This window comes from Micromonospora sp. CNZ322, from assembly GCF_007827755.1.
Map to the genome: position 1 here is coordinate 337,059 of NZ_VITD01000006.1, position 23,994 is coordinate 361,052.

At 72.1% G+C, this 23,994-nt stretch carries 26 protein-coding genes; 14 read left to right on the forward strand and 12 right to left on the reverse strand.

Annotated features, from left to right (window positions below):
• Positions 1-39: 39 nt before the first annotated feature.
• From FB453_RS17405 to FB453_RS34925, 3 genes are all read right to left on the reverse strand, one after another.
• Complete coding sequence (locus tag FB453_RS17405; RefSeq protein ID WP_145791517.1) at positions 40-1,671, reverse strand: RecQ family ATP-dependent DNA helicase; 1,632 nt, start codon at positions 1,669-1,671, stop codon at positions 40-42.
• A 103-nt stretch (positions 1,672-1,774) separates the two neighbouring features.
• A complete protein-coding gene (locus FB453_RS17410; RefSeq protein WP_145791519.1) occupies positions 1,775-2,725 on the reverse strand; it encodes a TIGR03557 family F420-dependent LLM class oxidoreductase in 951 nt (316 codons plus the stop codon).
• A gap of 99 nt (positions 2,726-2,824) precedes the next feature.
• Complete coding sequence (locus tag FB453_RS34925) at positions 2,825-2,950, reverse strand: hypothetical protein (protein WP_255750123.1); 126 nt, start codon at positions 2,948-2,950, stop codon at positions 2,825-2,827.
• Between the two features lie 217 nt (positions 2,951-3,167).
• Here FB453_RS34925 and FB453_RS17415 point away from each other — a divergent pair, with 217 nt between their 5' ends.
• Complete coding sequence (locus FB453_RS17415; protein ID WP_145791521.1) at positions 3,168-4,658, forward strand: glycoside hydrolase family 3 N-terminal domain-containing protein; 1,491 nt, start codon at positions 3,168-3,170, stop codon at positions 4,656-4,658.
• Positions 4,659-4,667: 9 nt separating this feature from the next.
• Here the strand turns inward: FB453_RS17415 and FB453_RS17420 are convergent, their stop codons facing one another.
• Positions 4,668-4,955, reverse strand: a complete 288-nt coding sequence (locus FB453_RS17420) for a GNAT family N-acetyltransferase (RefSeq protein ID WP_145791524.1) — start codon at positions 4,953-4,955, stop codon at positions 4,668-4,670.
• On the reverse strand, positions 4,952-6,178 hold the full coding sequence (locus tag FB453_RS17425; RefSeq protein WP_145791525.1) for a cysteine desulfurase-like protein: 1,227 nt from the start codon (positions 6,176-6,178) through the stop codon (positions 4,952-4,954). The genes FB453_RS17420 and FB453_RS17425 overlap by 4 nt, the downstream gene beginning before the upstream one ends.
• A gap of 96 nt (positions 6,179-6,274) precedes the next feature.
• Here FB453_RS17425 and FB453_RS17430 point away from each other — a divergent pair, with 96 nt between their 5' ends.
• The 7 genes from FB453_RS17430 to FB453_RS17460 all read left to right on the forward strand — a co-directional run bounded on the left by FB453_RS17430 (position 6,275) and on the right by FB453_RS17460 (position 10,796).
• Positions 6,275-6,640, forward strand: a complete 366-nt coding sequence (locus FB453_RS17430; RefSeq protein ID WP_112583393.1) for a hypothetical protein — start codon at positions 6,275-6,277, stop codon at positions 6,638-6,640.
• Between the two features lie 59 nt (positions 6,641-6,699).
• Positions 6,700-7,521 carry a DUF1206 domain-containing protein gene (locus FB453_RS17435; protein ID WP_145791527.1) on the forward strand — a complete coding sequence of 274 codons (822 nt, stop codon included), beginning with the start codon at positions 6,700-6,702 and terminating at the stop codon, positions 7,519-7,521.
• A gap of 83 nt (positions 7,522-7,604) precedes the next feature.
• On the forward strand, positions 7,605-8,795 hold the full coding sequence (locus FB453_RS17440; protein ID WP_145791683.1) for a mechanosensitive ion channel domain-containing protein: 1,191 nt from the start codon (positions 7,605-7,607) through the stop codon (positions 8,793-8,795).
• Between the two features lie 435 nt (positions 8,796-9,230).
• A complete protein-coding gene (locus FB453_RS17445; protein ID WP_030338239.1) occupies positions 9,231-9,665 on the forward strand; it encodes a phage holin family protein in 435 nt (144 codons plus the stop codon).
• Entirely contained in the window at positions 9,662-10,036 is a 375-nt protein-coding gene (locus tag FB453_RS17450) for a DUF3618 domain-containing protein (RefSeq protein ID WP_112583391.1), read from the forward strand. Before FB453_RS17445 ends, FB453_RS17450 begins: the two co-directional genes overlap by 4 nt.
• Positions 10,033-10,305 carry a DUF4235 domain-containing protein gene (locus FB453_RS17455; RefSeq protein WP_030338235.1) on the forward strand — a complete coding sequence of 91 codons (273 nt, stop codon included), beginning with the start codon at positions 10,033-10,035 and terminating at the stop codon, positions 10,303-10,305. Before FB453_RS17450 ends, FB453_RS17455 begins: the two co-directional genes overlap by 4 nt.
• Before the next feature lie 287 nt (positions 10,306-10,592).
• Complete coding sequence (locus tag FB453_RS17460; RefSeq protein WP_030338233.1) at positions 10,593-10,796, forward strand: cold-shock protein; 204 nt, start codon at positions 10,593-10,595, stop codon at positions 10,794-10,796.
• 121 nt (positions 10,797-10,917) lie between these two features.
• Here FB453_RS17460 and FB453_RS17465 read toward each other — a convergent pair whose 3' ends face one another.
• Together FB453_RS17465 and FB453_RS17470 are read right to left on the reverse strand one after the other, a co-directional pair.
• Entirely contained in the window at positions 10,918-11,109 is a 192-nt protein-coding gene (locus FB453_RS17465; protein ID WP_145791528.1) for a hypothetical protein, read from the reverse strand.
• 88 nt (positions 11,110-11,197) lie between these two features.
• Positions 11,198-12,181 carry an aldo/keto reductase gene (locus tag FB453_RS17470; protein ID WP_112602199.1) on the reverse strand — a complete coding sequence of 328 codons (984 nt, stop codon included), beginning with the start codon at positions 12,179-12,181 and terminating at the stop codon, positions 11,198-11,200.
• Positions 12,182-12,264: 83 nt separating this feature from the next.
• On the opposite strand from FB453_RS17470, the gene FB453_RS17475 reads away from it, so the two are divergent.
• Positions 12,265-13,059 (forward strand): trans-aconitate 2-methyltransferase, encoded by a 795-nt coding sequence (locus tag FB453_RS17475; protein ID WP_145791530.1) that lies wholly within the window; start codon positions 12,265-12,267, stop codon positions 13,057-13,059.
• Complete coding sequence (locus tag FB453_RS17480) at positions 13,056-14,078, forward strand: adenosine deaminase (RefSeq protein ID WP_145791532.1); 1,023 nt, start codon at positions 13,056-13,058, stop codon at positions 14,076-14,078. Before FB453_RS17475 ends, FB453_RS17480 begins: the two co-directional genes overlap by 4 nt.
• Positions 14,079-14,317: 239 nt before the next feature.
• Here FB453_RS17480 and FB453_RS17485 read toward each other — a convergent pair whose 3' ends face one another.
• Complete coding sequence (locus FB453_RS17485; RefSeq protein WP_181539338.1) at positions 14,318-15,721, reverse strand: HAMP domain-containing sensor histidine kinase; 1,404 nt, start codon at positions 15,719-15,721, stop codon at positions 14,318-14,320.
• Positions 15,722-15,750: 29 nt separating this feature from the next.
• Positions 15,751-16,440 carry a response regulator transcription factor gene (locus tag FB453_RS17490; RefSeq protein ID WP_091401712.1) on the reverse strand — a complete coding sequence of 230 codons (690 nt, stop codon included), beginning with the start codon at positions 16,438-16,440 and terminating at the stop codon, positions 15,751-15,753.
• Between the two features lie 73 nt (positions 16,441-16,513).
• On the opposite strand from FB453_RS17490, the gene FB453_RS17495 reads away from it, so the two are divergent.
• Positions 16,514-17,434: an ADP-ribosylglycohydrolase family protein gene (locus FB453_RS17495; RefSeq protein ID WP_145791534.1), complete on the forward strand. Its 921-nt coding sequence runs from the start codon at positions 16,514-16,516 to the stop codon at positions 17,432-17,434.
• A 170-nt stretch (positions 17,435-17,604) separates the two neighbouring features.
• Here FB453_RS17495 and FB453_RS17500 read toward each other — a convergent pair whose 3' ends face one another.
• On the reverse strand, positions 17,605-18,519 hold the full coding sequence (locus tag FB453_RS17500; RefSeq protein WP_145791537.1) for a DUF1775 domain-containing protein: 915 nt from the start codon (positions 18,517-18,519) through the stop codon (positions 17,605-17,607).
• 189 nt (positions 18,520-18,708) lie between these two features.
• Between FB453_RS17500 and thrS the strand changes: the two genes are divergently transcribed.
• Positions 18,709-20,718 carry a threonine--tRNA ligase gene (gene thrS / locus FB453_RS17505; RefSeq protein WP_145791539.1) on the forward strand — a complete coding sequence of 670 codons (2,010 nt, stop codon included), beginning with the start codon at positions 18,709-18,711 and terminating at the stop codon, positions 20,716-20,718.
• A gap of 128 nt (positions 20,719-20,846) precedes the next feature.
• Here the strand turns inward: thrS and FB453_RS17510 are convergent, their stop codons facing one another.
• Positions 20,847-21,575: a D-Ala-D-Ala carboxypeptidase family metallohydrolase gene (locus tag FB453_RS17510; protein ID WP_145791542.1), complete on the reverse strand. Its 729-nt coding sequence runs from the start codon at positions 21,573-21,575 to the stop codon at positions 20,847-20,849.
• A gap of 176 nt (positions 21,576-21,751) precedes the next feature.
• On the opposite strand from FB453_RS17510, the gene FB453_RS17515 reads away from it, so the two are divergent.
• Positions 21,752-22,264 carry an HIT family protein gene (locus tag FB453_RS17515; protein WP_186718362.1) on the forward strand — a complete coding sequence of 171 codons (513 nt, stop codon included), beginning with the start codon at positions 21,752-21,754 and terminating at the stop codon, positions 22,262-22,264.
• A gap of 49 nt (positions 22,265-22,313) precedes the next feature.
• On the opposite strand, the gene FB453_RS17520 is transcribed toward FB453_RS17515, so the two are convergent.
• Positions 22,314-22,808: a hypothetical protein gene (locus tag FB453_RS17520; RefSeq protein WP_145791547.1), complete on the reverse strand. Its 495-nt coding sequence runs from the start codon at positions 22,806-22,808 to the stop codon at positions 22,314-22,316.
• 86 nt (positions 22,809-22,894) lie between these two features.
• Between FB453_RS17520 and FB453_RS17525 the strand changes: the two genes are divergently transcribed.
• Positions 22,895-23,953 carry an aldo/keto reductase gene (locus FB453_RS17525; protein WP_145791550.1) on the forward strand — a complete coding sequence of 353 codons (1,059 nt, stop codon included), beginning with the start codon at positions 22,895-22,897 and terminating at the stop codon, positions 23,951-23,953.
• Positions 23,954-23,994: the final 41 nt, after the last annotated feature.

Consider the following 23,994-nt stretch of genomic DNA (forward strand, 5'->3'; position numbering starts at 1 on the left):
GCTCGATCCACCGGGCCCGAAAGCGGCACCCGGGTCAGGCTAGTCCAGGGTCAGCAGGCCCTGTTCGGACACCACGCGCACCGACAACGTCTTGTACCCGACCTCCTCGAAGAGGACGGTCATCTTGTCCTCCTCGTAGGAGAGCACCATGCCGGACCCCCACTCCGGGTGCCGCACCTGGCTGTGCACCGGGAACGGCCCGACCGCGCCCTGGTCGGCCACGCTGGTGCCGTTGTGGCAGTTGTCGCAGTGGCCGCAGACCTGCGTCATCTGCTCGCCGAAGTAGGCCAGCAACGTCTGCCCACGGCAGGCGGTGGTCTCGGCGAAGGCCCGCATCATGTCGGTGCGGGACCGGGTCACCGTCTGCTGGCGCTCCGCCTCGGCCAGCGCCGCCGCGGCGGCGTCGGTCGGGGTGGGGGAGTAACGGGGCGCGCCGATGCGCTGCCGGGCGCGCGGCTCGGCCGCACCGACCTGCTCCAACAGGGAGAGGTACTGGCCCAGCTTGCGCGGCCCGAGGTCGGTGGTCTCGCGCAGCTCGGTCTTGGTGGCCGGCTTCTTGCGCAGCAGCGCGGCCAGGTCACGCAGCTCGTCGACGTCGGGCAGGCCGCCGCTGAAGAACCGTTGCAGGCCGACGTCCTCGGCCTGCCAGAGCAGCAGCACCCGGGCCGGTTGCCCGTCGCGGCCGGCCCGGCCGATCTCCTGGAAGTAGCTGTCCGGCGAGTCGGGCAGCGCCATGTGCACCACCCAGGCGATGTTCGGCTTGTCGATGCCCATGCCGAACGCCGAGGTCGCCACCATGATCGGCACCTGGTCGGCGAGGAACGCCTCGTGCAGTTCGTGGCGTGCGCCGGCCGCCATCCCACCGTGGTAGAACTGCGCCGGGTAGCCGGCGTCGGTCAACCGGGTGGCCAGCTCCTCGGCGGCACGGCGGGTGGGCACGTAGATGATCCCGGGTCGCTCGTCGTCGCTCAGCAGCGCGATCAGCCGCCGCCACCGGTAGTCCTCGGTGGGGCAGTGCGCGACCTCGACGAACAGGTTCGGCCGGTCCAGCCCGGAGACCACCACCTCCGGGTCGCGCAGCCGCAGCCGGGCGATGATGTCGTCGCGTACCGGTGGGGAGGCGGTGGCGGTCAGCGCGACCACCGGTGGCCGGCCGATGCCGTCGATGAGGTGCCCGAGCGCCAGGTAGTCGGGGCGGAAGTCGTGCCCCCACGCGGAGATGCAGTGCGCCTCGTCGATCGCCACCAGCGCCGGCTTCAGCCCGGCGACCTCGGCCATCCGCTCGGGGTTGCTGAGCTGTTCCGGGGTGATGAAGAGGAACTCCGCCCGGCCCTCGCGGATCTCGGTGATCGCCTCGGCCTGCTGGGTGGGCGACTCGTTCGAGCTGATCCGCACCGCCCGCAGCTCCGGGCGCTGCCGCTCGTTGAGGGAGGCGATCTGGTCCTGCTGGAGGGCCAGCAGGGGCGAGATCACCACGGTGGGGCCGGGAATCAGGCTGGCCGGAATCTGGTAGATCGCCGACTTGCCGGCTCCGGTGGGCAACACCACCAGGGCGTCGCGCCGCTTCATCACCGCGCGCATGGCGGCGAGCTGGTTGGGCCGCAGCGCCTTCCAGCCGAAAAGGCTGCGGGCCGCGCGGCGCAACGTCATCGAATGCGTGGACAGTTTCATCGAGGGCCGGAGGTACCCGAGCCCATGACCGCCGAAACGCGTTCGGACGATCACAGGCAGGGCACCCGCCATGCCCTCGACGGCCGGCTCGCCGATCGGCGACTCAGCGCAGCCGGGGCAGCACCTCGCGCTGGTAGAGGTCGAACAGACCCTGGTAGTGCGGGCCGGTGTTGGCCACGTAGACCTCGTCGAAGCCGGCCTTGGCGTACTGGTCGATCATCTCCAGGTGCGCGTCGGCGCTGTTGCCGCAGACGAACGTCTCCTTCAGCATTTCCGGCTTGACCAGCTCGGCGGCCTGCTCGAAGTGTCGCGGCGAGGGCAGCACCTGGGACAGCTCACCCGGCACCCCGGCGTTGGGCCAGCGCTCGTACGCGATGCGCATGCCCTCGTCCTCGCTGTCCGCGTACGCCGCCTTGAAGCCGGCCTGGCACGGCTTGTCGCCGCCGCCGTTCTCGCGGAAGCGCCGGACCATCTCGCCGTCGGGCATGGTGCTCACGTAGCCGTCCCCGATCCGGGCGGCCAGGTCGATGGACTTCGGCCCGAAGCCGGAGACGTAGATCGGCGGGGGAGTGTCGGGCAGGGTGTAGATCCGGGCCTGCTCCACCGTGTAGTGCTTGCCGTGGTGGTTGACGAAGCCGCCACCCCACAGCGCGCGCAGCACCTCGACGGCTTCCTCCAGCATCTCCAGCCGGACGTCGGCCTGCGGCCAGGCGTCGCCGAAGATGTGCTCGTTGAGCGCCTCGCCGGTGCCGACGCCGAGCACGAACCGCCCACCGTGCAGCACCGCGCTTGTCGCCGCCGCCTGCGCGATCACGGCTGGGTGGATCCGCACTGTCGGGCAGGTCACCGCCGTGGTCACCGGCAGCGAACAGACCTGGCTGAGCGCGCCGATCATCGACCAGACGAACGGGCTCTGGCCCTGTGCGTCCACCCAGGGGTGGTAGTGGTCGGAGATCCACAGCGCCTCGAAGCCGGCCCGTTCGGCGCCGCGCGCCTGCTCCAGCAACTCGGCTGGCGTGAACTCCTCACTGGACAGAAAATAACCGATCTTCATGGCTTACCCCTTCGGCACGCGGACCTGCTGATGGGAAAGCCGTACCCCGGTCGCGGTCGGCCACACCCGGCCGGTCGGGCCCGGATCGGTACGGGTCGCTCAGCGTCGACCGAACATCGCCCGGATCGCGGCGAGGAGCAGCAGGGCGCCGACCACCAGGCCGAGCAGGCGTACGCCGGGGATGTCGGCCGGGCTCGTCGCGTCGGCCAGCAGGACGGGATCCATCCCCGCACTCTCCCCGGAGAGCGGGCCGCCAGGCAACTGTAAGGTTTATTGACTATTGAATCGCTCAGTGTGACCATGGCAGGACCGCCTGCCGGTGGCGGTGCGCCGAGGGCGCGCGAGAGATGGGGTACGGGGGCCGCATGAGCGAGCGCAACCAGCGGATCGACGGGGGCGCACCGTCGCCGGTGATCGACATCGATCACTACCAGGGGGCGGCGTGACCACGACCACCGGGCACCTCCCGGCGCTCGCCGCCGCCGTCCTGCAACCCGGCTTCGTCGGCACCACCCCACCACCGTGGGTGTGCCGCTGGCTCGGCGAGGGTCTCGGCTCGGTGGTGCTCTTCGCCCGCAACGTCGTCGACACCGAGCAGGTGGCCGCGCTCACCGCGACGCTGCGCGCGGAACGGCCGGACGTCATCGTGGCGATCGACGAGGAGGCCGGCGACGTCACCCGGCTGGAGTCGGTGCACGGCAGCTCCCGGCCCGGCAACTTCGCCCTCGGCGCCGTCGACGACCCGGAGCTGACCGAGGCCGTCGCTCGCGACCTCGGCGCCGAACTGGCCGCCGCGGGGGTCACCCTCAACTACGCCCCGGACGCCGACGTCAACTCCAACCCGGCGAACCCGGTGATCGGCGTCCGCTCCTTCGGCGCCGACCCCGTGCTGGTCGCGCGGCACACCGCCGCCTGGGTCCGCGGGCTCCAGGCCGGCGGCGTCGCGGCCTGCGCCAAACACTTCCCCGGGCACGGCGACACCCGCGTCGACTCACACCACGACCTGCCCCGGATCACCGCCGACCGGGACCGGCTCGACGCCTGCGAACTGGCACCGTTCCGGGCCGCCGTGGCCGCCGGGGTGCAGGCGGTGATGACCGGCCACCTGCTGGTTCCCGCGCTCGACCCGCAGCTGCCGGCGACGCTGAGTCACCGCATCCTGGGCGGGTTGCTCCGCGACGAGCTGGGCTTCTCCGGGGTGGTGGTCACCGACGCGGTGGAGATGCGCGCTGTCGCCGACCGGTACGGCTTCGCCGGGGCCACGGTCCGCGCACTCGCCGCCGGGGCCGACGCCATCTGCATCGGCGGCGAACGGGCCGACGAACAGGCCGCCCGCGAGCTGCGCGACGCCATCGTGGCCGCCGTCGTCTCCGGTGAGCTGCCCGAGGAACGTCTCGCCGAGGCCGCCAAGCGCGTCGGTCAACTCGCCGCCTGGACGGTGGCCGCCCGCAGCGCCGGCACCGTCGGCGCGCGTGGCGCCGCAGACGTCGGGCTGGTCGCCGCCCGTCGGGCCGTCCGGGTCACCGCCGCCCCGGGCACGACGGTGGCACTGCCCCTGACCCGCGCGGCACACGTGGTCGAGTTCGAGCCGCTGCGCAACATCGCCATCGGCGCCGAGACCCCGTGGGGCATCGGCCTGCCACTGGCCGACCTGCTGCCCGACACCAGCACGGTCCGCTACGCCGAACCCGACGTGCCGGCCGACCCGGGCGCCGCGGCGGGCGACCGCCCCCTGGTCCTGGTCGTCCGTGACCTGCACCGGCACGACTGGATGCGCGCCGCCGTGCAGCGCGCGTTGGCCGCCCGGCCGGACGCTGTCGTTGTCGAGTTGGGCGTGCCCGAGCTGGTCACCGGGGCGGTGCACCTGGCCACCCACGGCGCCACCCGGGCCAGCGGGCGGGCCGCCGCCGAGGTGCTCACCGGCGCCCGCTGACCGGCCGTCCTACGGGAGGTCGGCGACCAGGTCGGCGTACTCCGGATGCTTGTCGATGAAAGCGGCCATGAAGGGGCACTGCGGCACCAGCTTCGTGCCGCGTGCCCGGAGCTGGTCCAGAGTGCCGCGGACCAGCGTGCCGCCCACCCCCTTGCCCTGAAAGCCCCGGTCCACCTCGGTGTGGGTGAAAACCAGGACCTCCCCACGCGGCAGGTACGCGGTGAAGCCTGCCAGCGCGTCGTCGACCAGGATCTCGAAGCGGTGCTTCGCCGGGTTGTCCTCGACCAGGGTGCTCATCCGGCCATTCTCCCCGCCGGCTCGACCAGCGCGTCGAGTTCGCCGAGCAACCGGTCCACCTCGTCGGCCGTGTTGTAGTGGTAGATGCTGGCCCGCACCGCGCCGCCGCTGTCGCGCAGACCCATCAGCTGGAAGTACTCGTACGCGTAGTAGTCGCCGACGGAGAGGCAGAACCCGGCGGCGCCCAACGCCTCCTGGGTGGCCGCGGGCGACATCCCGGCGACCCGGAACGACACCGTCGGGCAGCGCCGTGCGGGCGAGCCGTAGACGGTGATCGCCGGCCGCTGCGCCAGCCCGGCGAGCAGCCGGTCCAGCAGTGCCTCCTCGTGCGCCTGGGCGGCGGCCAGCCCGGCCCGCAGCCGGGCCCGCCGGTCTCCGACCGCGTCCGGGTCCAACCCGGCCAGGTGATCCACCGCCGCGGCCACGCCGGCCAGCAGCGGGAAGCTCGGCGTGCCGTACTCGAACCGGTCCGGCACCGCGTCGGAGGACGGCACCAGCTTCGCCGGGCGCAACGCCGCCCACCGGGCCGGGTCCGCCACCATCGCCGCCAGGTGCGGGCCGGACCACTTGTACGCGCTGGTGACCAGCACGTCGGCGCCGAGCGAGGCCAGGTCGGTCGGCCCGTGCGGAACCGAGTGCACCCCGTCGACGTAGACCAACGCGCCGACCGCGTGCGCGGTCTTGGCGATCGCCGGCACGTCCGGCATGGTGCCGATGGCGTTGCTGCCGGCGGTCACCGCGACCAACCGGGTCCGCTCACCCACCAGGTCGGCGTACTGGGCCGCGGGCAGCTCACCGGTGTGCCGGTCGACCTCGGCCCAGCGCACCGTCGCGCCGGCCGTCTCGGCGGCCTGCACCCACGGCCGTACGTTCGCGTCGTGGTCGAGCCGGGAGACCACCACCTCGTCACCCGGGCGCCAGGCCGCGCCGAGCGTACGGGCCAGGGTGTACGTCAGAGCGGTCGCGCTCGGGCCGAGCACCACACCGGCCGGGTCTGCGCCGAGCAGGTCGGCCACCGCCGAGCGGGCCTGGGCCACCAGCTCCAACGACCGGCGGCCCGCCACGTTGGCGGCGCTGCGGTTGCCGACCGCCGACCGCATGGCATCGGTGACCGCGTCGATCACACCGGCCGCGGTCTGGGTGCCGCCGGCACCGTCGAAGTGGACGAAGCCGTCGGTCAGGGCGGGGTAGGCGGCCCGGGTGCGGGCGATGTCGAACGGCATGTCCCGGACCCTAGCCGGTGCTCCACGTACCCTTCCCGGCCGCCAGGTGATCACCGTTCGGCGGCGACGTCGCGGATGTCTCGTACTCTTGGCGGGGTGACGAACCGACCCGCCACCATGCCCATTTCCCCCGTCCGCCGCGCCGCCGGTCTCTTCGCCGGTCTGGCACTCGGCCTCGCCGTGCTCGCCGGGTGCAGCTCCCAGGGCGCCTCCACCGACTGCGGGCTGGACGCCTGCACCGTGACCTTCGAGCGGGGTGTCGACGCGAGCGCCACCATCCTGGGCGTCGAGGCCAAACTGGTCGGCGCCGAGGGTGACCAGGTGACCGTCGAGGTCGCCGGTGAGCAGCTCACCCTCACCACCGGTCAGCAGGCCGCCGAGGCGGGGGGCTTCGCTGTCACCCTGGACAGCGTGACCGACCAGCAGGTCAAGATTCGCGTATCACGCAACCCGGGCAGCTGACCTGGGCGGGCGGCGGTGGCCGACGTTTGGGAATCTTCCGAATCGGAGATTGTGACGCCATGTCACTCACCCGTAGCGCCGAAGCCACCGCCTCCCGTACGGCGGACAGCCGGTGGCTGGAACTCCTCGCCCGGGCCGGCTTCATCGGCTACGGCATCGTCCACCTCCTCTTCGCCTGGTTGGCGTTGCAGATCGCGTTCGGCACGTCGTCCGACGACGGCGACCAGTCCGGCGCGCTGCGTACCCTCTCCGCACAGCCCCTCGGTAAGTTCCTGGTCATCGCCGTCGCGGTCGGCCTGCTCGCGATGGCGATCTGGCAGGCGCTGGAGGCGGCGGTCGGGCACCGCGCCGAGCGCGACAAGGAGCGGCTCATGGAACGGCTCGCCTCGGCCGGCCGGACCATCGTCTACCTCTACTTCGCCTGGACCGCCTTCAAGGTCTTCAAGGACGCCGGGTCGAACAGCGCCGACCAGCAGGAGGCGTTGACCGGCAAGCTGATGACCTCCAGCGGTGGCCGCTGGCTGGTCGGCCTGGCCGGGCTGGTCGTCGCCGCGATCGGCATCGGCCTGATCATCTACGGCGCCCGCAAGAAGTTCGAGAAGCACCTCAAGACCGGCGAGATGAGCCCGAAGACCCGCCAGCTCGCCCGCCGGCTGGGCATGGCCGGATACATCGCCAAGGGCGTCGCGTACGGCATCGCCGGCCTGCTGGTCATCGTGGCCGCCGTGAACTACGACCCGGAGAAGGCCCGTGGTCTGGACGCCGCTCTGCACGCCCTGCAAGAGCAGTCCTACGGCACGTTCCTGCTGACCCTGGTCGCCCTCGGCATCGCCGCCTTCGGCGTCTACTGCTTCCTCCAGTCCCGGTACCGCAAGGTCTGAACTGGTCGATACCACGGATGTCGGGCACTCTTGGGCTTTTGCCCGAAGTGCCCGACGCCTGGTCGAAGGGGAGCACCGAAGCCGTGCAGAACTATCTCGAAACGGCCGTCGCCGCGCTCGTCGCGGCGGCGGTCGCCCTGTTCCTGGTCGAGGTCGTCCACCGGGTGACCCGGCGGTTCGGCCGCCGGTCACTGCTGTTGACCGAGCTGACCGACCACGCGCACCGCCCGTTCCAGGTCGCCGGAACGGTCCTGGCCGTGCAGTTCGCCGTCCGCTTCACCACCGGGTACGCGGTCGGCGAGAGCTGGCGGCGGCTGCTGCTGCACCTGCTCATCCTCGGCGTCATCGCCACACTGGCCTGGCTGGTCGCCTGCCTGCTGGTCGTCGTGGAGGACACCGCGCTGGCCCGGTTCCGGGTCGACGTACCGGACAACCGGCACGCCCGGCGGGTCCGGACCCAGGTGGTGATGCTGCGCCGCCTGACCATCGCGGTGATCGTCATCCTGACCATCGGCGTGATGCTGATGACGTTCCCCAGCGTGCGGGGCATCGGCGCCGGCGTGCTGACCTCGGCCGGTGTGGTCGGTGTGGTGGCCGCGCTCGCCGCGCAGAGCCTGCTCGGCAACGTCTTCGCCGGCCTCCAGCTCGCCTTCAGCGACGCCGTCCGGCTCGACGACGTGGTCGTCGTCGAGGGGGAGTGGGGTCGCATCGAGGAGCTGACCCTCAGCTACGTCGTGGTGCAGATCTGGGACGACCGCCGGTTGATCCTGCCCACCTCGTACTTCACCAGCAAGCCGTTCCAGAACTGGACCCGGACGGAGGCGGCGGTGCTCGGCACCGCCGAATTCGACGTCGACTGGGCGGTACCCGTGCAGACCATGCGCGAGGAGCTGCGCCGCCTCGTCGAGGGCACCGAGCTGTGGGACGGGCGGGTCTGCGTCCTCCAGGTCACCGACGCCACCGGCGGGACGGTGCGGTTGCGCGCGCTGGTCAGCGCCGCCGACGCGGGCAGCCTGTGGGACCTGCGCTGCCTCGTCCGGGAGCACCTGGTCGCCTGGATCCGGGACAACCGCCCGACCGCGATGCCCCGGCTACGTACCGAGCTGGGCGACTCCAACAGCAACCTGTCCTGGCAGTGGGTGCAGCCGAGGCGACCGGCCCGCCGCCAGTCCGACACCGAGGCACCCGACGACGCCCGTGTCTTCGGCGGCAGCGACGACGGCGACGCCCGCAGCGAAGCCTTCGTGGGCCCCGAAGAAACCCGCCCCCAATAGCCCTCGTCCCGGGTCACCCTTGCCCGCCCCGCCCGCCGCGCCCCGCCCCGCCGCGCCGCGCAAGATCGTGCAACTTCCTGGTTGTAGTGGCCTCCATCCCCGTCGAGGCCACTACAACCAGGATCGAGCGCGATCTTGCGCGGCAGACCCCGACGATCATGGAGTTGACGAGTGGGTGCGCCTGGTTTGTCCCCGCCAACCTCATGATCACCGCTGCAGGGCGAGGAGGGGAGGGAGCGGGGGCGGTTGCGGGAGGTTTGGTCGGGCTTGGGTGGGGGATGTGCTGCCGGACGTCTCTGGCGTGATCGCGGCGGCTGGCCGCGTATTGGCGGCGCGGCGTCCGGACAACGGGGACGGTGAGCTGCTTGGCGCGCTTTAGGATTGACGAGCGGCGACTTCGGGCATACAGCGCGGTGATGAGGAAAGGAGGACAGCATGGCTGACGTGGCGAAAGCCCGCACATCCCAGAACGGGAGCGAGCCCTCCACCGCCGAGTTGGTGCAGCGGGCCACTGAGCAGATCTCCCGCCTCGTGCGGGACGAACTGACGCTGGCCCGAGCGGAGTTGACCCAGAAGGGTAAGCACGCGGGCATCGGGATCGGCCTGTTCGGCGGCGGCGGCGCGCTCGCGTTCTTCGGTCTGGGTGCGCTGGTCGCCACGGCGATCCTGCTGCTCGACCTGGTGTTGCCCGCCTGGGCCGCGGCGCTGATCGTGGCGGTGGCCTGCTTCCTGGTGGCCGGCATCCTCGCCCTGGTGGGCAAGAAGCAGGTCAGCCGTGCTGTCCCGCCGGTGCCGGCGGCCACGGTCCGCAGCCTCCGGGCAGACATGGACACCGTCACCGCCGCGGTGAAGGACAGGGGGCGGCAATGACCGGTAACGGGACCGGCGACACGGAGGCCCTCCGCGAGGAGATCCGTCGCACCCGGGTCGAGTTGGGCGAGACGATGGAGGCGTTGGCCGCCAAGGCCGACGTCAAGGCGCGTCTCAAGGAGTCCGCTGAGCAGGCCAAGGCGCGGATGCGGGAGCAGGCGGCGCAGACCGTCGCTCGGGTCCGCGGGCAGGCCGCGCGCGGCGCCGGAATGGCGCGGGCGCAGGCGTACGAAAAGGGCGAGAAGGTACGCGCACAGGCGTACGACAAGGGCGAGTTGGTGCGCCGCAACCCGGTGCCGTGGGCGGCCATCGCGGCCGGCGCGGTGGCCACCGTGGTGGTGCTGATGATCGTGCGGGGGAGGCGTAGGTGAGTAAGAGCATCGGCAGGGTCGCGTACCGGCCGGTCGGCGTCCTGATGGGTATCGCCGCGGGCGCGGTGGCCGGGGCGATCTTCCGGCAGGTCTGGAAGGTCACCGCGGGCGACGGTGAGGCGCCCAACGCGACCGACGAGGATCGCGGCTGGGGCGAGATCCTGGCCGCCGCGGCGTTGCAGGGCGCCATCTTCGCTGTCGTCCGGGCCGCTGTGGACCGTGGCGGCGCGGTCGGCGTACGCCGGATGACCGGCAGCTGGCCGGATTGACAGGCAGCGACTTCAGCCCCCTTCCCGCATCGATGGGAAGGGGGCTTTCGCATGGCATCGCACGCCGCCCAGCGCACCTGAGGCATCCGTCAGGTCACATGTCGGAGAAATTCGTCGGAGAGGTCGTGACAGACTTTTTACCTCCGTGATTTGCTGGTCCCCGCTGTTGCGAGATGGCGTGGGTTGAGAGAAGTCTCCTTCGTGGGGCCGCCTCAGGCGCCGCTGCTCAAAAACGGCCAATCGGCCGGACGGCGTGCACGGCCGCCAGTTTTTAGAGGGAGAAACACATGGCTCAGGGAACCGTGAAGTGGTTCAACGCTGACAAGGGCTTCGGCTTCATCACCGTCGATGGTGGGGGTGCTGACGTGTTCGTCCACTTCTCGGCCATCCAGACCAGCGGCTACCGCTCGCTGGAGGAGAACCAGCGGGTGGAGTTCGAGATTGCTCAGGGTCAGAAGGGCCCGCAGGCTGAGCAGGTCCGTCCCATCTGAGTAGGACGGCCGGCCCCCGCCGGCCAGTGGGACGATCCGGCTCAAGGGTCACGCGAAAGCCCCGCATCCCGGTTGGGATGCGGGGCTTTCGCCTGTTCAGGCTCGCCGGTGGGGCGAGCAGTCAGCGTCGACGCGAGCGCAGGCCGAGCCAGATCACCACCAGCCCGGCCGCCGTCACGAGCGGGCCGATCACCGCCCAGACCTTCTCGTCGGTCATCACGCTGCCGCTGACGTAGCCGAGGCCCTGGACCGTCCACACCGCACCGATCACCACGGCCAGCAGGCCGAGGGTGAGTGGAAGCCAACCCCTCATCGCGTCCCCTCTCCGCCGCCCGGGGCGCCGCGCCGCCGTCCAGCATCGCCGGCCGGGTGGCACGACGCGAGCACCCCGGGCGCGCGGGTCACCACCGGTCGTGCACCTGCGGGCGGATCAACTCGTCGTAGGTCTCGCGGACGGCTGTCAACTGCTCGTCGGTGAGCGGGGACAGGGCCGCCGAGGCGGCGTTGCGTCGGGCCTGGTCGGCGTCGCGGGCACCGGGGATGACCACTGTGACGCCCGCCTGGTCCAACACCCAACGCAGGGCGAACTGCGCCATCGTTCGGTCCGCGTCGACGAGCGGGGCCAGCCGGCGTACGGCGGCCAGACCTCTGTCGAAGTCGACTCCGGAGAACGTCTCCCCGACGTCGAAGGCCGCGCCGTGCCGGTTGTAGTTGCGGTGGTCGTCGGCGGGGAACTCGGTGTGCTCGTCGTAGCGGCCGGAGAGCAGGCCACTGGCGAGTGGCACGCGGGCGATGATGCCGACACCCGCTGCGGCAGCGGCGGGCAGCACCCGCTCCAGGGGCTTGTGGCGGACCGCGTTGAGGATGATCTGGACGCTCGCCACCCCCGGTCGGGCGATCGCGGTGAGGGCCTGGTCGCAGGTCTCGACGCTGACTCCGTACCCGGCGATGGCCTTCTCGGCGACGAGGGTGTCGAGGCCGTCGAAGACCTCGTCGGAGGAGAAGACCTCGGTGGGCGGGCAGTGCAGCTGGACCAGGTCCAGGGTGTCCATGCCCAGGTTGGCCCGGGAGCGGTCGGTCCACTGCCGGAAGTTGGCCAGGGTGTACGCCTCCGGCCGCTGCTCGACGCGGCGGCCCATCTTGGTGGCGACGGTCAGCCCGGCGTCGGGTCGGGTGCGCAGGAAGCGGCCGATCAGCTGCTCGCTGCGGCCGTCGCCGTACACGTCGGCGGTGTCGAGGAAGGTGACCCCGGCGTCCACGGCGGCGGCGAGTACCGCCATCGCGTCGTCCTCGCTGACGGTGCCCCAGTCGGCGCCGAGTTGCCACGCGCCCAGGCCGACCGCGCCAACGGTCCGGCCGAGCCGGTTGAAGCTGCGCTGTTCCATGCCCCGAGCCTAGTGATCGGGTTGCCACCCTGCCACGCGAGCCGTACCGTTAGCAGTACGCACGTACGGTTTGGGAGGCGACCATGTGGGACCCGACGACCTACCTGCGCTTCGGCGACGAGCGATCCCGGCCGTTTCACGACCTCCTCGCCCGGATCCCGGCCGAGCGACCCCGGGCGGTGGTCGACCTCGGCTGCGGCCCCGGCCAGCTCACCGCCGTCCTCGCCGAGCGCTGGCCGACCAGCCGGGTGCGCGGCCTCGACTCCTCACCCGAGATGATCGAGCGGGCCGAGGCCCTCGGCGCGCCGGTCGACTTCGCTGTCGCCGACCTGCGCGACTGGGTTCCGGCCGGCGATGAAGACGTGGTGGTCAGCAACGCGGCGTTGCAGTGGGTCCCCGGCCACCAGGAGCTGCTGCGCCGCTGGGCCGCCGAGCTGCCGGCCGGCGCCTGGCTCGCCATGCAGGTCCCCGGCAACTTCGCCGCCGACTCGCACCGCGCCCTGCGGGAGGTCGCCGACCGACCGACCTGGCGGGCAGAGGTCGCCCCGCTGCTGCGCGCGGACCCGGTCGACGACCCGGCCGACTACGCGGCGCTGCTGACCGCCGCCGGCTGCGCGGTGGACGCCTGGGAGACTACCTACGTGCACCTGCTGCCGGCTCGACCCGCCGCCGAGCACCCGGTGCTGGCCTGGATGGAGGGCACCGCGCTGCGCCCGGTCCGGGCCGCACTGGACGCCGCCGGCTGGTCCGCCTTCCGGGCCGAGCTGGGAGTACGGCTCACCGCGGCGTACCCGGTGCGGCAGGGTCAGGTGTACTTCCCGTTCCGCCGCGTCTTCGTCGTCGCCCGCACCGGCGACCATGCCCAGGAGAACCCGTGACCGACCTGTCCACCTTCATCGCCGGCCTGCCCAAGGTGGAGCTGCACGTGCACCACGTCGGCTCCGCCTCGCCCCGGATCGTCGCCGAGTTGGCCGCCCGCCACGAGGGGCGCACCCCCGTGCCGGCCGACCCGGACGCGCTGGCCAGCTACTTCGAGTTCCGCGACTTCGCGCACTTCATCGAGGTCTACCTGAGCGTCGTGGACCTCATCCGTGACCCGGAGGACGTCTGGATCCTCACCCACGAGGTGGCCCGCGAACTGGCCCGCCAACAGGTCCGGTACGCGGAGCTGACCATCACCCCGTACTCGCACGTCCGACGGGGCATTCCCGCGCCGGCGTTCTGCGAGGCCATCGAGGACGCCCGCAAGCGTGCCCTGGCCGACTTCGGCATCGAGCTGCGCTGGTGCTTCGACATCCCCGGCGAGGCCGGCCTGCCCGCGGCCGAGGAGACACTGCGCATCGCGCTGGACGAGCGCCCGGACGGGCTGGTCAGTTTCGGTCTGGGCGGCCCGGAGATCGGCGTACCCCGACCGCAGTTCCGGCAGTACTTCGACCAGGCCCGCGCCGCCGGGCTGCGCTCGGTCCCGCACGCCGGGGAGACCACCGGGCCGCAGACCGTCTGGGACGCGCTGAACGAGTTGGGCGCCGAGCGGATCGGGCACGGCATCTCCGCCGCACAGGACCCGCAGCTGCTTGCCTACCTGGCCGAGCGGCAGATCGGGATGGAGATCTGCCCGACGTCCAACGTCCGTACCCGGGCTGTGGCCACTCTCGACGAGCATCCGCTGCCCCGGCTGGTCGAGGCCGGGCTGCTGGTCACCATCAACTCGGACGACCCGCCGATGTTCGGCACCACCCTCAACGACGAGTACGCGGTGGCCGCCCGCCTGCTCGGGGTTGGCGCCGAGGGTCTGGCCGGGCTGGCCCGCAACGCGGTGAGCGCGTCCTTCCTGGACGCCGCCGGCCAGCAGCGGATCCTCGCCGAGATCGACGCGTACCTGGCCACCGCCGGCTGAGCTGGTCTTCCGGCTGGGCCGGTTGGTTGAGCAGGGCGCGCGGCGGGAGCGTGGGTGTGGGGGGACCTGTGACTCCCGCCGCGCGCGCGACTCCACCGGCCCTGGGTGCGTGGTGCGCTCGGCCGGTGGAACTGGTGGGTTCGTGCTTTGATCCTGTCAGCCCGTGGCCGATCCAAGGCGGTCGTTAACCGCGATCTAAGGAAGACTTGCGCCGGCGCACAACCCCGGGTTCGGCCGGGTCAGTCGTCGGTGGGGCGCTGGCGGGGCCAGCGACGGCCGGTGGCCTTCGTGTCCCGGGCGTCGCGGGCCATTCGACCGACCAGGCCGAACCGGCTGACCTGCCGGGGTGTTGCCTCCGGGTCGGCGAGCAGCATCACCACGCTGGCCCCGCCCAGCCGGGCACGGTCGATGCTCACCGAGCCGTTGGCCTGCAACGCCACCCGCTTGGCGATGTCCAGCCCGAGCCCGGTCGAGCCCTGGTCACTGGCGCCCCGGCGCAGCGCCCGGTCCGGGTTGGCGATGCCGGGGCCGGCGTCGTCGATCCGGATCGCCACGTAACCGTCGCGCCGGGACACCGCCACCTCGAACGCGGTGCCCTGCGGGGTGTAGCGGAAGACGTTGCCGATCACCGCGTCCAGCGCGGCGGCGAGTTCGGCCCGCGGCACCGGCGCCGGGATGCGCAGCTGCGCGCCGTTGACCCGGTGTGGCCGGTTCTGGTCGCCGGCGAGGGCCGCCCAGAACACCATCCGGTCGCGGACCACCTCGCTGACGTCGCACATCGCCGGCCCGGCCTCGAGCGCGACCGTCTTACGGGTGGTCTTGATCAGCACGTCGATCTCACCCTCCAGGGTGACGATCGCCTGCCGGATCCGCCGGATCCCCCGCAGCCGGTCCAACTCCGCCGGGCTGAACGATCCCACGCTGGTGTCGTCGGACTCCAACGCCTCCGCGTCCAACCGCAGCACCGTCAACGGGGTACGCAGACGATGCGACAGGTCGGCCACCAACTCCCGCTCGTCGGTGCGGGCGGCGTCCAGGCGGTCCGCCATCCGGTTGAAGGCGTACCCGGCCTCGGCCAGCTCGCGCGGACCGGTCGGCTCGACGCGTACGCCGAGGTCGCCGTCGCCGACGGAGAGCGCGGCCTTGACCAGACCGCGGGTGGAGTCCACCGCGCGGGCAGCGACCCGGTCGACCACGAGCACCGCCGCGCCGGCCATCGCCGCGCCGACCGCGAACAGCAGTAACCACGTACCGCCGGCGCCCTCGCCCAGCGTCGACTCCGGAAGGAACACCTCGACCACGGCCGTCCGGTCACCGAGGACGACCGGGTCGAGCCGGGCCACACCCCCGTCGACGTCGACGACCAACGACTGGCGCTCGGAGCGGGCCCGGTCCAGATCGCTACCGCTGGCCCGACCAGCGGACTCGTCCAGCCCCAGCCCGTGCACCACGGGCCGGGTGGGTGCGCCCTCGGCGCTGGCCACCACGGCACGCTCGACGACCGCCGGGTCGGTGCTCACCGCCAGCGCGCCGGTCACCAGGGCGCTGCGCCGCGCCGCGTCGGCGATCGCCTCGTCCCGGCTCTGCTCCCGCAGGCTGAGCCCGAGCGGGATCAGGAACGCGAGCGCCACGAGACTGCACATGCCGGCCGTGAGCAGGGCCAGCGCCGTCCTCAGTCCGGTGCCACCAGCCGGAATCCGACCCCCCGCACGGTGCGCAGGTAGCGCGGCTTCGCCGCGGACTCGCCCATCTTTCTGCGGAGCCAGTACAGGTGAACGTCGATGGTCTGATCCTCGCCGACCGATGGCTGCCGCCATACCTCCTCCAAGAGTTCCCGGCGGGACACTACCCGCCCAGGTCGTGCGGCGAGATACGCCAACAGGTCGAATTCCTTGCGGGTCAGCGCCAGCGGCTCCCCGTCGAGCTGGGCGCTGCGCTCGCCCACGTCCACCCGCAGCCCGCCGACGCTGTGCACAGCGGGCTGCACGGACCGACTGGCCCGGCCGGCCCGGCGCAGCACCGTGGTGATCCGGGCGTCCAGGTGCGCCCCGGTGAACGGCTTGACCATGTAGTCGTCGGCGCCGGCGCGCAGCAGCTTGACCACCGACTGCTCGTCGTCGCGGGCGGTGGCGATGATGATCGGAACGTCGGTGATGCCACGCAGCATCCGCAGCGCGTCCGAGCCGTCCAGGTCGGGCAGGCCGAGGTCGAGCACCACCAGATCGGGTGTCTCCGCGGCGACCCGACGCAGGGCGTCCAACGCCGTACCCACGGCGTGCACGGCATGCCCCCGGTCGGTGAGGGACCGCAGCATCGCGCCGCGTACGACGTGATCGTCTTCGACCAGGAGCACGGAGGCCACGACAAGACCGTACTTGGCCTGGCAAGTTGATCGCGTTGCGGCGTGCCTGGCGACCGGGCAAGCTGGTACGACGATGTCGTTCACCCTGTTCGCCGATGCCCGCCTGGCGCTCGCCCGGGACAGCCTCGCCGGTCTCTCCACCGGCGACGCGCTCGGCGCGCAGTACTTCCTGCCGGGGCCCGCGCCCGTGGATCTCGCCGCCGACGCGCTGCCGCCAGCGCCCTGGGAATGGACCGACGACACCGAGATGGCCTGCTCGGTCCTCGCCCAGTTGGCCGACTCCGGCGGCATCGACCGGGACCGGCTGGCCCTCTCCTTCGCCGAGCGATGTACCGAGCGACGAGGCTACGGCGCGGGGGCGATGCTGATCCTGGGGCTGATCCGCACCGGCACCCCGTGGCCGCTGGCCGCCGCCTCCGCCTTCGACGGGCAGGGCTCCTGCGGCAACGGCGCGGCGATGCGGGTCGGCCCGCTGGGCGCGTACTTCGCCGACTCGACAGCGCGTGCCGCGGCACAGGCCCGCGCGTCCGCTGAGGTGACCCACGCGCACCCGGAGGGGATCGCCGGCGCGGTCGCCGTCGCCGTCGCCGCCGCGCTGGCCGCCCGAGCCCGCCTCGACGGGCACCGGCCGGCCCCGGAGCGGCTGCTCGCCGGGATCGCCGCCGTACTCGATTCGGGCACCGAGGTGCACCGGGGCGTACACCGGGCCGCCGGGTTGCTCGGCCGGCCGTTGCCCCGGGTGGTGGCGGCGCTCGGCAACGGCTCCCGGGTGACCGCCCAGGACACCGTCGCGTTCACCCTCTGGGTGGCCGCCACCCACCTTGACGACTATCCGGCGGCCATCGAGACGTGCGTACGGGCCGGTGGGGACGTGGACACCACGGCCGCCATCGCGGGAGCGGTGGTGGCGGCGCACACCGGCGTCGGCACCCCGGGCGGGGTGCCCGAAAAGTGGCTGGCTGCCCGCGAGCCGCTACCTACCTGGCTCCCCTGACCCCCCGGCCCAGCGCCTGGGCAGGCCCTGCGCACGATCAACTCGGCTTCCTGCAAATCGGGTCGTCCGGGCGGTGGGGATGCCCCGGTTTCCTGAGAGCCGAGTGGATCATCGCTAGATCGGGCTGTCCGTGCGGCTTGGATGCAACGGTTTCCGGGAACCCGAGTAGATCACCGCGATGCTGCGGGCACAGCGGACTGCGGGTCGGCGGGCGTCGGGTCGGCGGGCGTCGGGTCTGGCGTGGCGGTGTCGTCTCCGCGACCGGTTATCTCGGCCAGCGTCGCGGCCTCGTCCGGGCCGCCGGTCACCTCGGCGAGCGCGGTGGCCTCGCCCGGGTCGCGTCGGCGCCAACGGCTGACCAGCCAGCCGATCGCCGCGCCGCCGCCCAGCCCGGCCAGCAGGCCGGCGGCCAGCATCCCGTCGGCGCTGCCCTCGTCGGCGCCGTCCTCCGGGGCCGGCGGTGCGGCGTCCACACCGCTGTCCGCTGCGGCGGGTGCGCCGGCCGCCGGGCCGGCGTGCCCGCCGTGTGCGGCCGGACCCGCCGCGCCGGGTGCCGCCGGCAGCAGCGCGAGAGTCGGGGCCCGGTGCGGGCCGGCGGCGTCCGCCCACCGGACCACAGTGCCATCGGCGTACGTCTGAACGACCTCGAAGGTGAGCCGTTCCGCCTGCGGCATCGGCCCCATGGAGAGCGCCAGCCGAGCCGGCCCGCTGTCACTCGCACCGACCCGGACCCAGGTCACCGCGGTCGTCACAGTGCTCACCCCGGAGGAGTGGATACCGGCCACCGGCTTGTCCAGGGTGCGAGAGCTGATCCGGGGCGCCCAGCCGTTCACCGACATGGGGTAGACCTCGGCGATCGGCGCGTCGGCCGGCAGCCGGACCTCGATCTGCTTGGTCTTCGTGCCGGCCCGCTCCTCCGGAACGCTGAACTCCAGCCGTACCGCGTCGCCCTGCCGGGCCTCGGCCGGGGTGGTCGTCACGTCCGCCGCGTACGCCGCGCCAGGCCAGAGCAGCAGCCCAGCGGCGGTCACCGCGGTCGCCGCCACGATCCGCCGCCGACGGCCACCGCCGTACGTGCTCGCCATCTCGTGCCCCCATCCGTAGTCGACGCGGCCGGCACCGGTTTCCGGCCACACCTTCTAGTTCGGCTGCGAGGCGCGAAAGGTTCAACGACGGCGGTAAGGAGGTGCCCTTCCCGGTCGGAGGCGGGGCGACCGATAGCATCGGCAGGAGCCGAGGATCGGCACCGTTTCGTACCACTTGGAGGAGTCACCGTGTCCGCACCCCGTACCCCCGCCGTGGCCGACCCCGTCGTCGTCGCCGCCGGGACCACGGCGGCCGACGCGGTGGCCGCGGCCGGACTGCCCGCGAACGGCCCCAAGGCGATCGTCGTGGTCCGCGACCCGCAGGGCCAGCTGCGCGACCTGGAGTGGACGCCGGCCGAGGAGACCGTCGTCGAGCCGGTCAGCCTGGATTCGCCCGACGGGCTCAACGTGCTGCGCCACTCCACCGCGCACGTCCTCGCCCAGGCCGTGCAGGACATCTTCCCCGAGGCCAAGCTGGGCATCGGCCCGCCCATCGAGAACGGCTTCTACTACGACTTCGACGTCGAGAAGCCGTTCCAGCCCGATGACCTCAGCAAGCTCGAGAAGCGCATGCAGGAGATCATCAAGTCCGGGCAGCGGTTCCGTCGCCGCCGCTTCGGCAGCCTGGACGAGGCGCGTTCCGAGCTGGCCGACGAGCCGTTCAAGCTGGAGTTGATCGAGGTCAAGGGTGAGGGCCTGGACACCGACGAGGTGATGGAGGTGGGCGGCGGCGAGCTGACCATCTACGACAACCTCGACGCCAAGGAGGACAAGGTCTGCTGGTCGGACCTGTGCCGCGGTCCGCACCTGCCGACCACCCGACTGATCGGCGCGTTCAAGCTGATGCGCTCCGCCGCCGCGTACTGGCGGGGGTCGGAGAAGAACCCTCAACTACAGCGGGTGTACGGCACCGCGTGGCCGACCCGCGACGAGCTCAAGGCGTACCTGAAGCTGTTGGAGGAGGCCGCCCGGCGCGACCACCGCAAGCTCGGCGCGGACCTCGACCTGTTCAGCTTCCCCGATGAGATCGGCTCCGGCCTGGCGGTCTTCCACCCCAAGGGCGGCATCATCCGCCGCGAGATGGAGCACTACTCCCGCCAGCGGCACGAGGCGGCGGGGTACGAGTTCGTCAACACCCCGCACATCACCAAGGCGCAGTTGTTCCAGACCTCCGGTCACCTGCCGTACTACGCGGACACCATGTTCCCGCCCATGCAGCTGGAGGGCGCGGACTACTACCTCAAGGCGATGAACTGCCCGATGCACAACCTGATCTTCAGGTCGCGCGGGCGGTCGTACCGGGAGCTGCCGCTGCGGATGTTCGAGTTCGGCACTGTCTACCGGTACGAGAAGTCCGGCGTCGTGCACGGGCTGACCCGGGTCCGCGGCCTGACCCAGGACGACTCGCACATCTACTGCACCCGTGAGCAGATGGCCGGCGAGCTGTCCACGCTGCTCAGCTTCGTGCTCGACCTTCTGCGCGACTACGGCTTGGACGACTTCTACCTGGAGCTGTCGACCCGGGACGACTCGCCGAAGTTCATCGGGGCCGACGAGGACTGGGCCGAGGCCACCGAGGCGCTGCGGACCGCCGCCGAGACCTCCGGCCTGGACCTGGTTCCCGACCCGGGCGGCGCGGCGTTCTACGGGCCGAAGATCTCCGTGCAGGCCCGTGACGCCATCGGCCGGACCTGGCAGATGTCCACCATCCAGGTCGACTTCAACCAGCCGGAGCGGTTCGCGTTGGAGTACCAGGCCGCCGATGGTAGCCGCCAGCGGCCCGTGATGATCCACCGTGCGCTGTTCGGGTCGATCGAGCGGTTCTTCGGGGTGCTCACCGAGCACTACGCGGGCGCTTTCCCGGCCTGGCTGGCGCCGGTGCAGGTGGTGGGCATCCCGATCCGCGAGGACCACACCGACTACCTGCACGGCTTCGTCGCGGCGCTGCGCGCCGAAGGCATCCGGGCCCAGGTGGACGCGGGTGACGACCGGATGCAGAAGAAGATCCGGACGGCGCAGCAGCAGAAGATCCCGTTCATGGTGATCGCTGGTGACGACGACGTGGCCGCCGGGACGGTCTCCTTCCGCTACCGCGACGGCTCCCAGCGCAACGGGGTGCCGGTCGCCGAGGCCGTGACCCACGTGCTGGACGTGGTCAGCTCGCGGACCAACATCGGCCCCTCCGCCGCCGCCGAGTAGCGAAACCGCCGCACGCGGTCCGCGTGCCGCATGATCGTGCTCGATCCAGGAAGTAGTGGCCTCCCCGGTGGGGGAGACCACTACTTCCATGTTCGAGCACGATCTTCGCCCGGAGGCGGTGCTGGGTGTCAGATGCCGCAGTTCGGCGCTGACCAGCCTCCGACCGCCGCCACGTGGGTGTGGTCGTTATGGTCCGGGTAGCCGGGGCCGAGGATCTGCCCGAAGCCGTGGTAGCGGGCCTGCTGCGCCAGCCGGCAGAACGACGGGGACCCGACCAGGTCGACCCCGTCGCCGTACAGGTGTCTGCTGTTCGACGCTCCGCCGACGGCGCTGTTGCAGGCGTAGCTGCGGAAGCTGCTGCTGATCGCGATGGACACGTCGCCGAGGGCGTGCCGCATGGCCTGGAGCTTCCACATCGAGACGAGCGCGTTGAACCGGGCGGTGCTCGCCGAGACGGCGCCGCCGGACCAGTCACTGTTGCACTTGTTCAGCTCGGCGTAGCTGAAGTTGGCCGGGGTGCAGTCGTCGTCCTGGAGGGCGTAGAGCCGGTTGAACGTCTGTGGGCCGGCGATGCCGTCGGCGGGCAGCCCGTACGCCTGCTGGAAGCGGATCACCGCCGATCGGGTGGCCGGGCCGTACGCGCTGTCGAGGGTGAGCACCGCGCCGTAGCCGGGGTAGCCGGCGACCCGGATCTGGAGTTGCCGGACATCCTCGCCGGACGCCCCCTGGGACAGGGTGCGTCCCCAGGTGTAGCAGCCGTCCGCCTGGGCCGCGCCGGCAGTGAGGGTGACGCCGGCCACTGTGGTGGCGGCGGTCAACGCCAGTGCCGCGAGGAACCTGCCGAGCCGTCGGAACATGTAGCCCTCCATCAATGCATGGAAGTACGTGGATGCATGGAAGTTTCATGCTTCGACTTTGATCCGTCAAGAACTTGCAGTCCCGGGTTTCCCGAAGGCGGGTGTCGCGGCGTGCCCGCGCGGCTCCGTAGGATCGGCTCGTGACAGGGGCGGAACGGCACACGGACAGTGACGGCATGGCGGACGGCCTGGAGCGGCTCTGGACGCCGCACCGGATGACCTACATCTCCGGCGAGGACCGCCCGGCCGAGGGCTACGAGAAGCCCACCGGCTGCCCCTTCTGCCGAGGGCCGCAGCTGCCCCCGGAGGAGAGCCTGGTGGTGGCCCGGGGCGAGCACGTCTTCGTGGTGCTCAACCTCTACCCGTACAACCCGGGGCACCTGCTGGTCTGCCCCTACCGGCACGTCGCCGACTACACCGACCTGGACGTGCCGGAGACCACCGAGCTGGCGTCGTACACGCAGACCGCCATGCGGGTGATCCGCAAGGTCAGCAACGCCCACGGCTTCAACCTGGGCATGAACCAGGGCGGGGTGGCCGGCGCCGGCATCGCCGCGCACCTGCACCAGCACGTGGTGCCGCGCTGGGGCGGCGACGCGAACTTCATGCCGGTGATCGGCCGCACCAAGGTCCTGCCGCAGCTGCTCGGCGACACCCGCGACCTGCTCGCCCGCGCCTGGCCGGCCTGACCGCCGCCGGCCGCGCCGCGCCGGTCGCGCGGCCTCCGCACCGGTCCGGCTAGTCGGCGCGCAGCAGCGGGGTCAGCTCCGACCAGCTCTCCACCCGGCGTACGCGGGGCAGCAGCGCGGCGTGTGCGGCGACCTCGCCCTTTCGGGGCCGGAACAGGAAGCGGTGCGGCACCGAGTCGAGATAGCCGAGCACCTCCAGCTTGTCGTCCACGAAGTGGGTCAGGCCGAGGCGTCCGGCGATCGGCGCCTTGTCCGGTCGGGTGCGGCAGAAGTGCACCCGCTCGACCGGGATGCCGGTGCGGGCCGGAAAGTCATGGTGGGCCAGCCACTCCCGGGTACGCCGCTCGGTGGCCTCCCCGCACTTGGACACCAGGTGCACCTCGTCGAACGCCGCGCCGAGCGCCGCGAGCGCGTCGAACGCCCCGACGACGACCGGGGTACGCAGGTAGTGCGCGCCGAAGAACGACGTGTCCGCGTCGTCGTCGGCCGGCTCGATGATGACTCCGCCGATGTCCACCCCGAGCCGTCGCATGGCATTGATCATGCCGCACCGTGACCGTCTCCATGCGCCCGCGTGTCCGCCCGCGGATCTGCTGCGCCCCGGCCCGCCGAAGGTGGCACGATCGGCCGATGGCAGTCACGACACGGGTGTTGGGGCGCAGCGGCATCGAGGTCAGCGCCCTCGGCATGGGGTGCTGGGCGATCGGCGGGCCCTGGGCGGAGGGCACCCAGCCGCTGGGCTGGGGCGCTGTCGACGACGACGAGTCGGTGCGGGCGGTACGCCGGGCCCTCGACCTCGGCATCACCCTCTTCGACACTGCCGACACGTACGGGGCCGGGCACGGTGAGCGGGTGCTCGGCCGCGCGCTCGCCGGTCGCCGCGACGAAGCCGTGATCGCCACCAAGTGGGGTTACACCTTCGACGAGGCCAGCCAGCAGGCCACCGGCGAGGACGCGTCGCCCGGGTACCTGCGCAGTGCCGTGACCGCCTCACTGCGCCGGCTGGGCACCGACCGGATCGACCTCTATCAGCTGCACCTTGCCGACCTGTCGGTGCCGAGGGCGCAGGCGCTGATCGGGACCTGTGAGGAACTGGTGGCCGAGGGCCTGATTCGGGCGTACGGGTGGAGCACCGACCGCACCGACCGGGCTGCCGCGTTCGGGCACGCCGCCGCCGGTGCCACCGCCGTGCAGCACGCCCTGTCGGTGCTGCGTGACGCCCCCGAGCTGCTCGCCGTCTGCGACAAGTACGACCTGGCCAGCGTCAACCGGGGCCCACTCGGGATGGGGCTGCTCACCGGCAAGTACTCGGCCGGGTCGACGCTGCCCCGCGACGACGTACGCGGGCTGGCCCCGGGCTGGCTGGAGTGGTTCCGGGGTGGCCGGCCGGCACCGGAGTGGCTGCGCCGGGTCGGCGCGGTCCGTGCCGCGCTCACCGCCGACGGGCGCACCCTCGCCCAGGGGGCGTTGGGCTGGATCTGGGCGCGCAGCAGCCGCACCATCCCGATCCCGGGCTGCCGTACGGTCGCCCAGGTCGAGGAGAACGCCGCCGCGCTGCACCGGGGCCCACTGCCGGCGGACCAGTTCGTCGAGGTGGAGCGTCAGCTCGCCGCCGTACGCACCGCAGCCCTCCGCGACGCCGACCGCCCTCACTGGCCCCGCCCCACCCACCCCACAGTCCACCCGTAACCAGCCCCACAAACCCCGCGCCGCGCCGGCCCGCGTCCCCG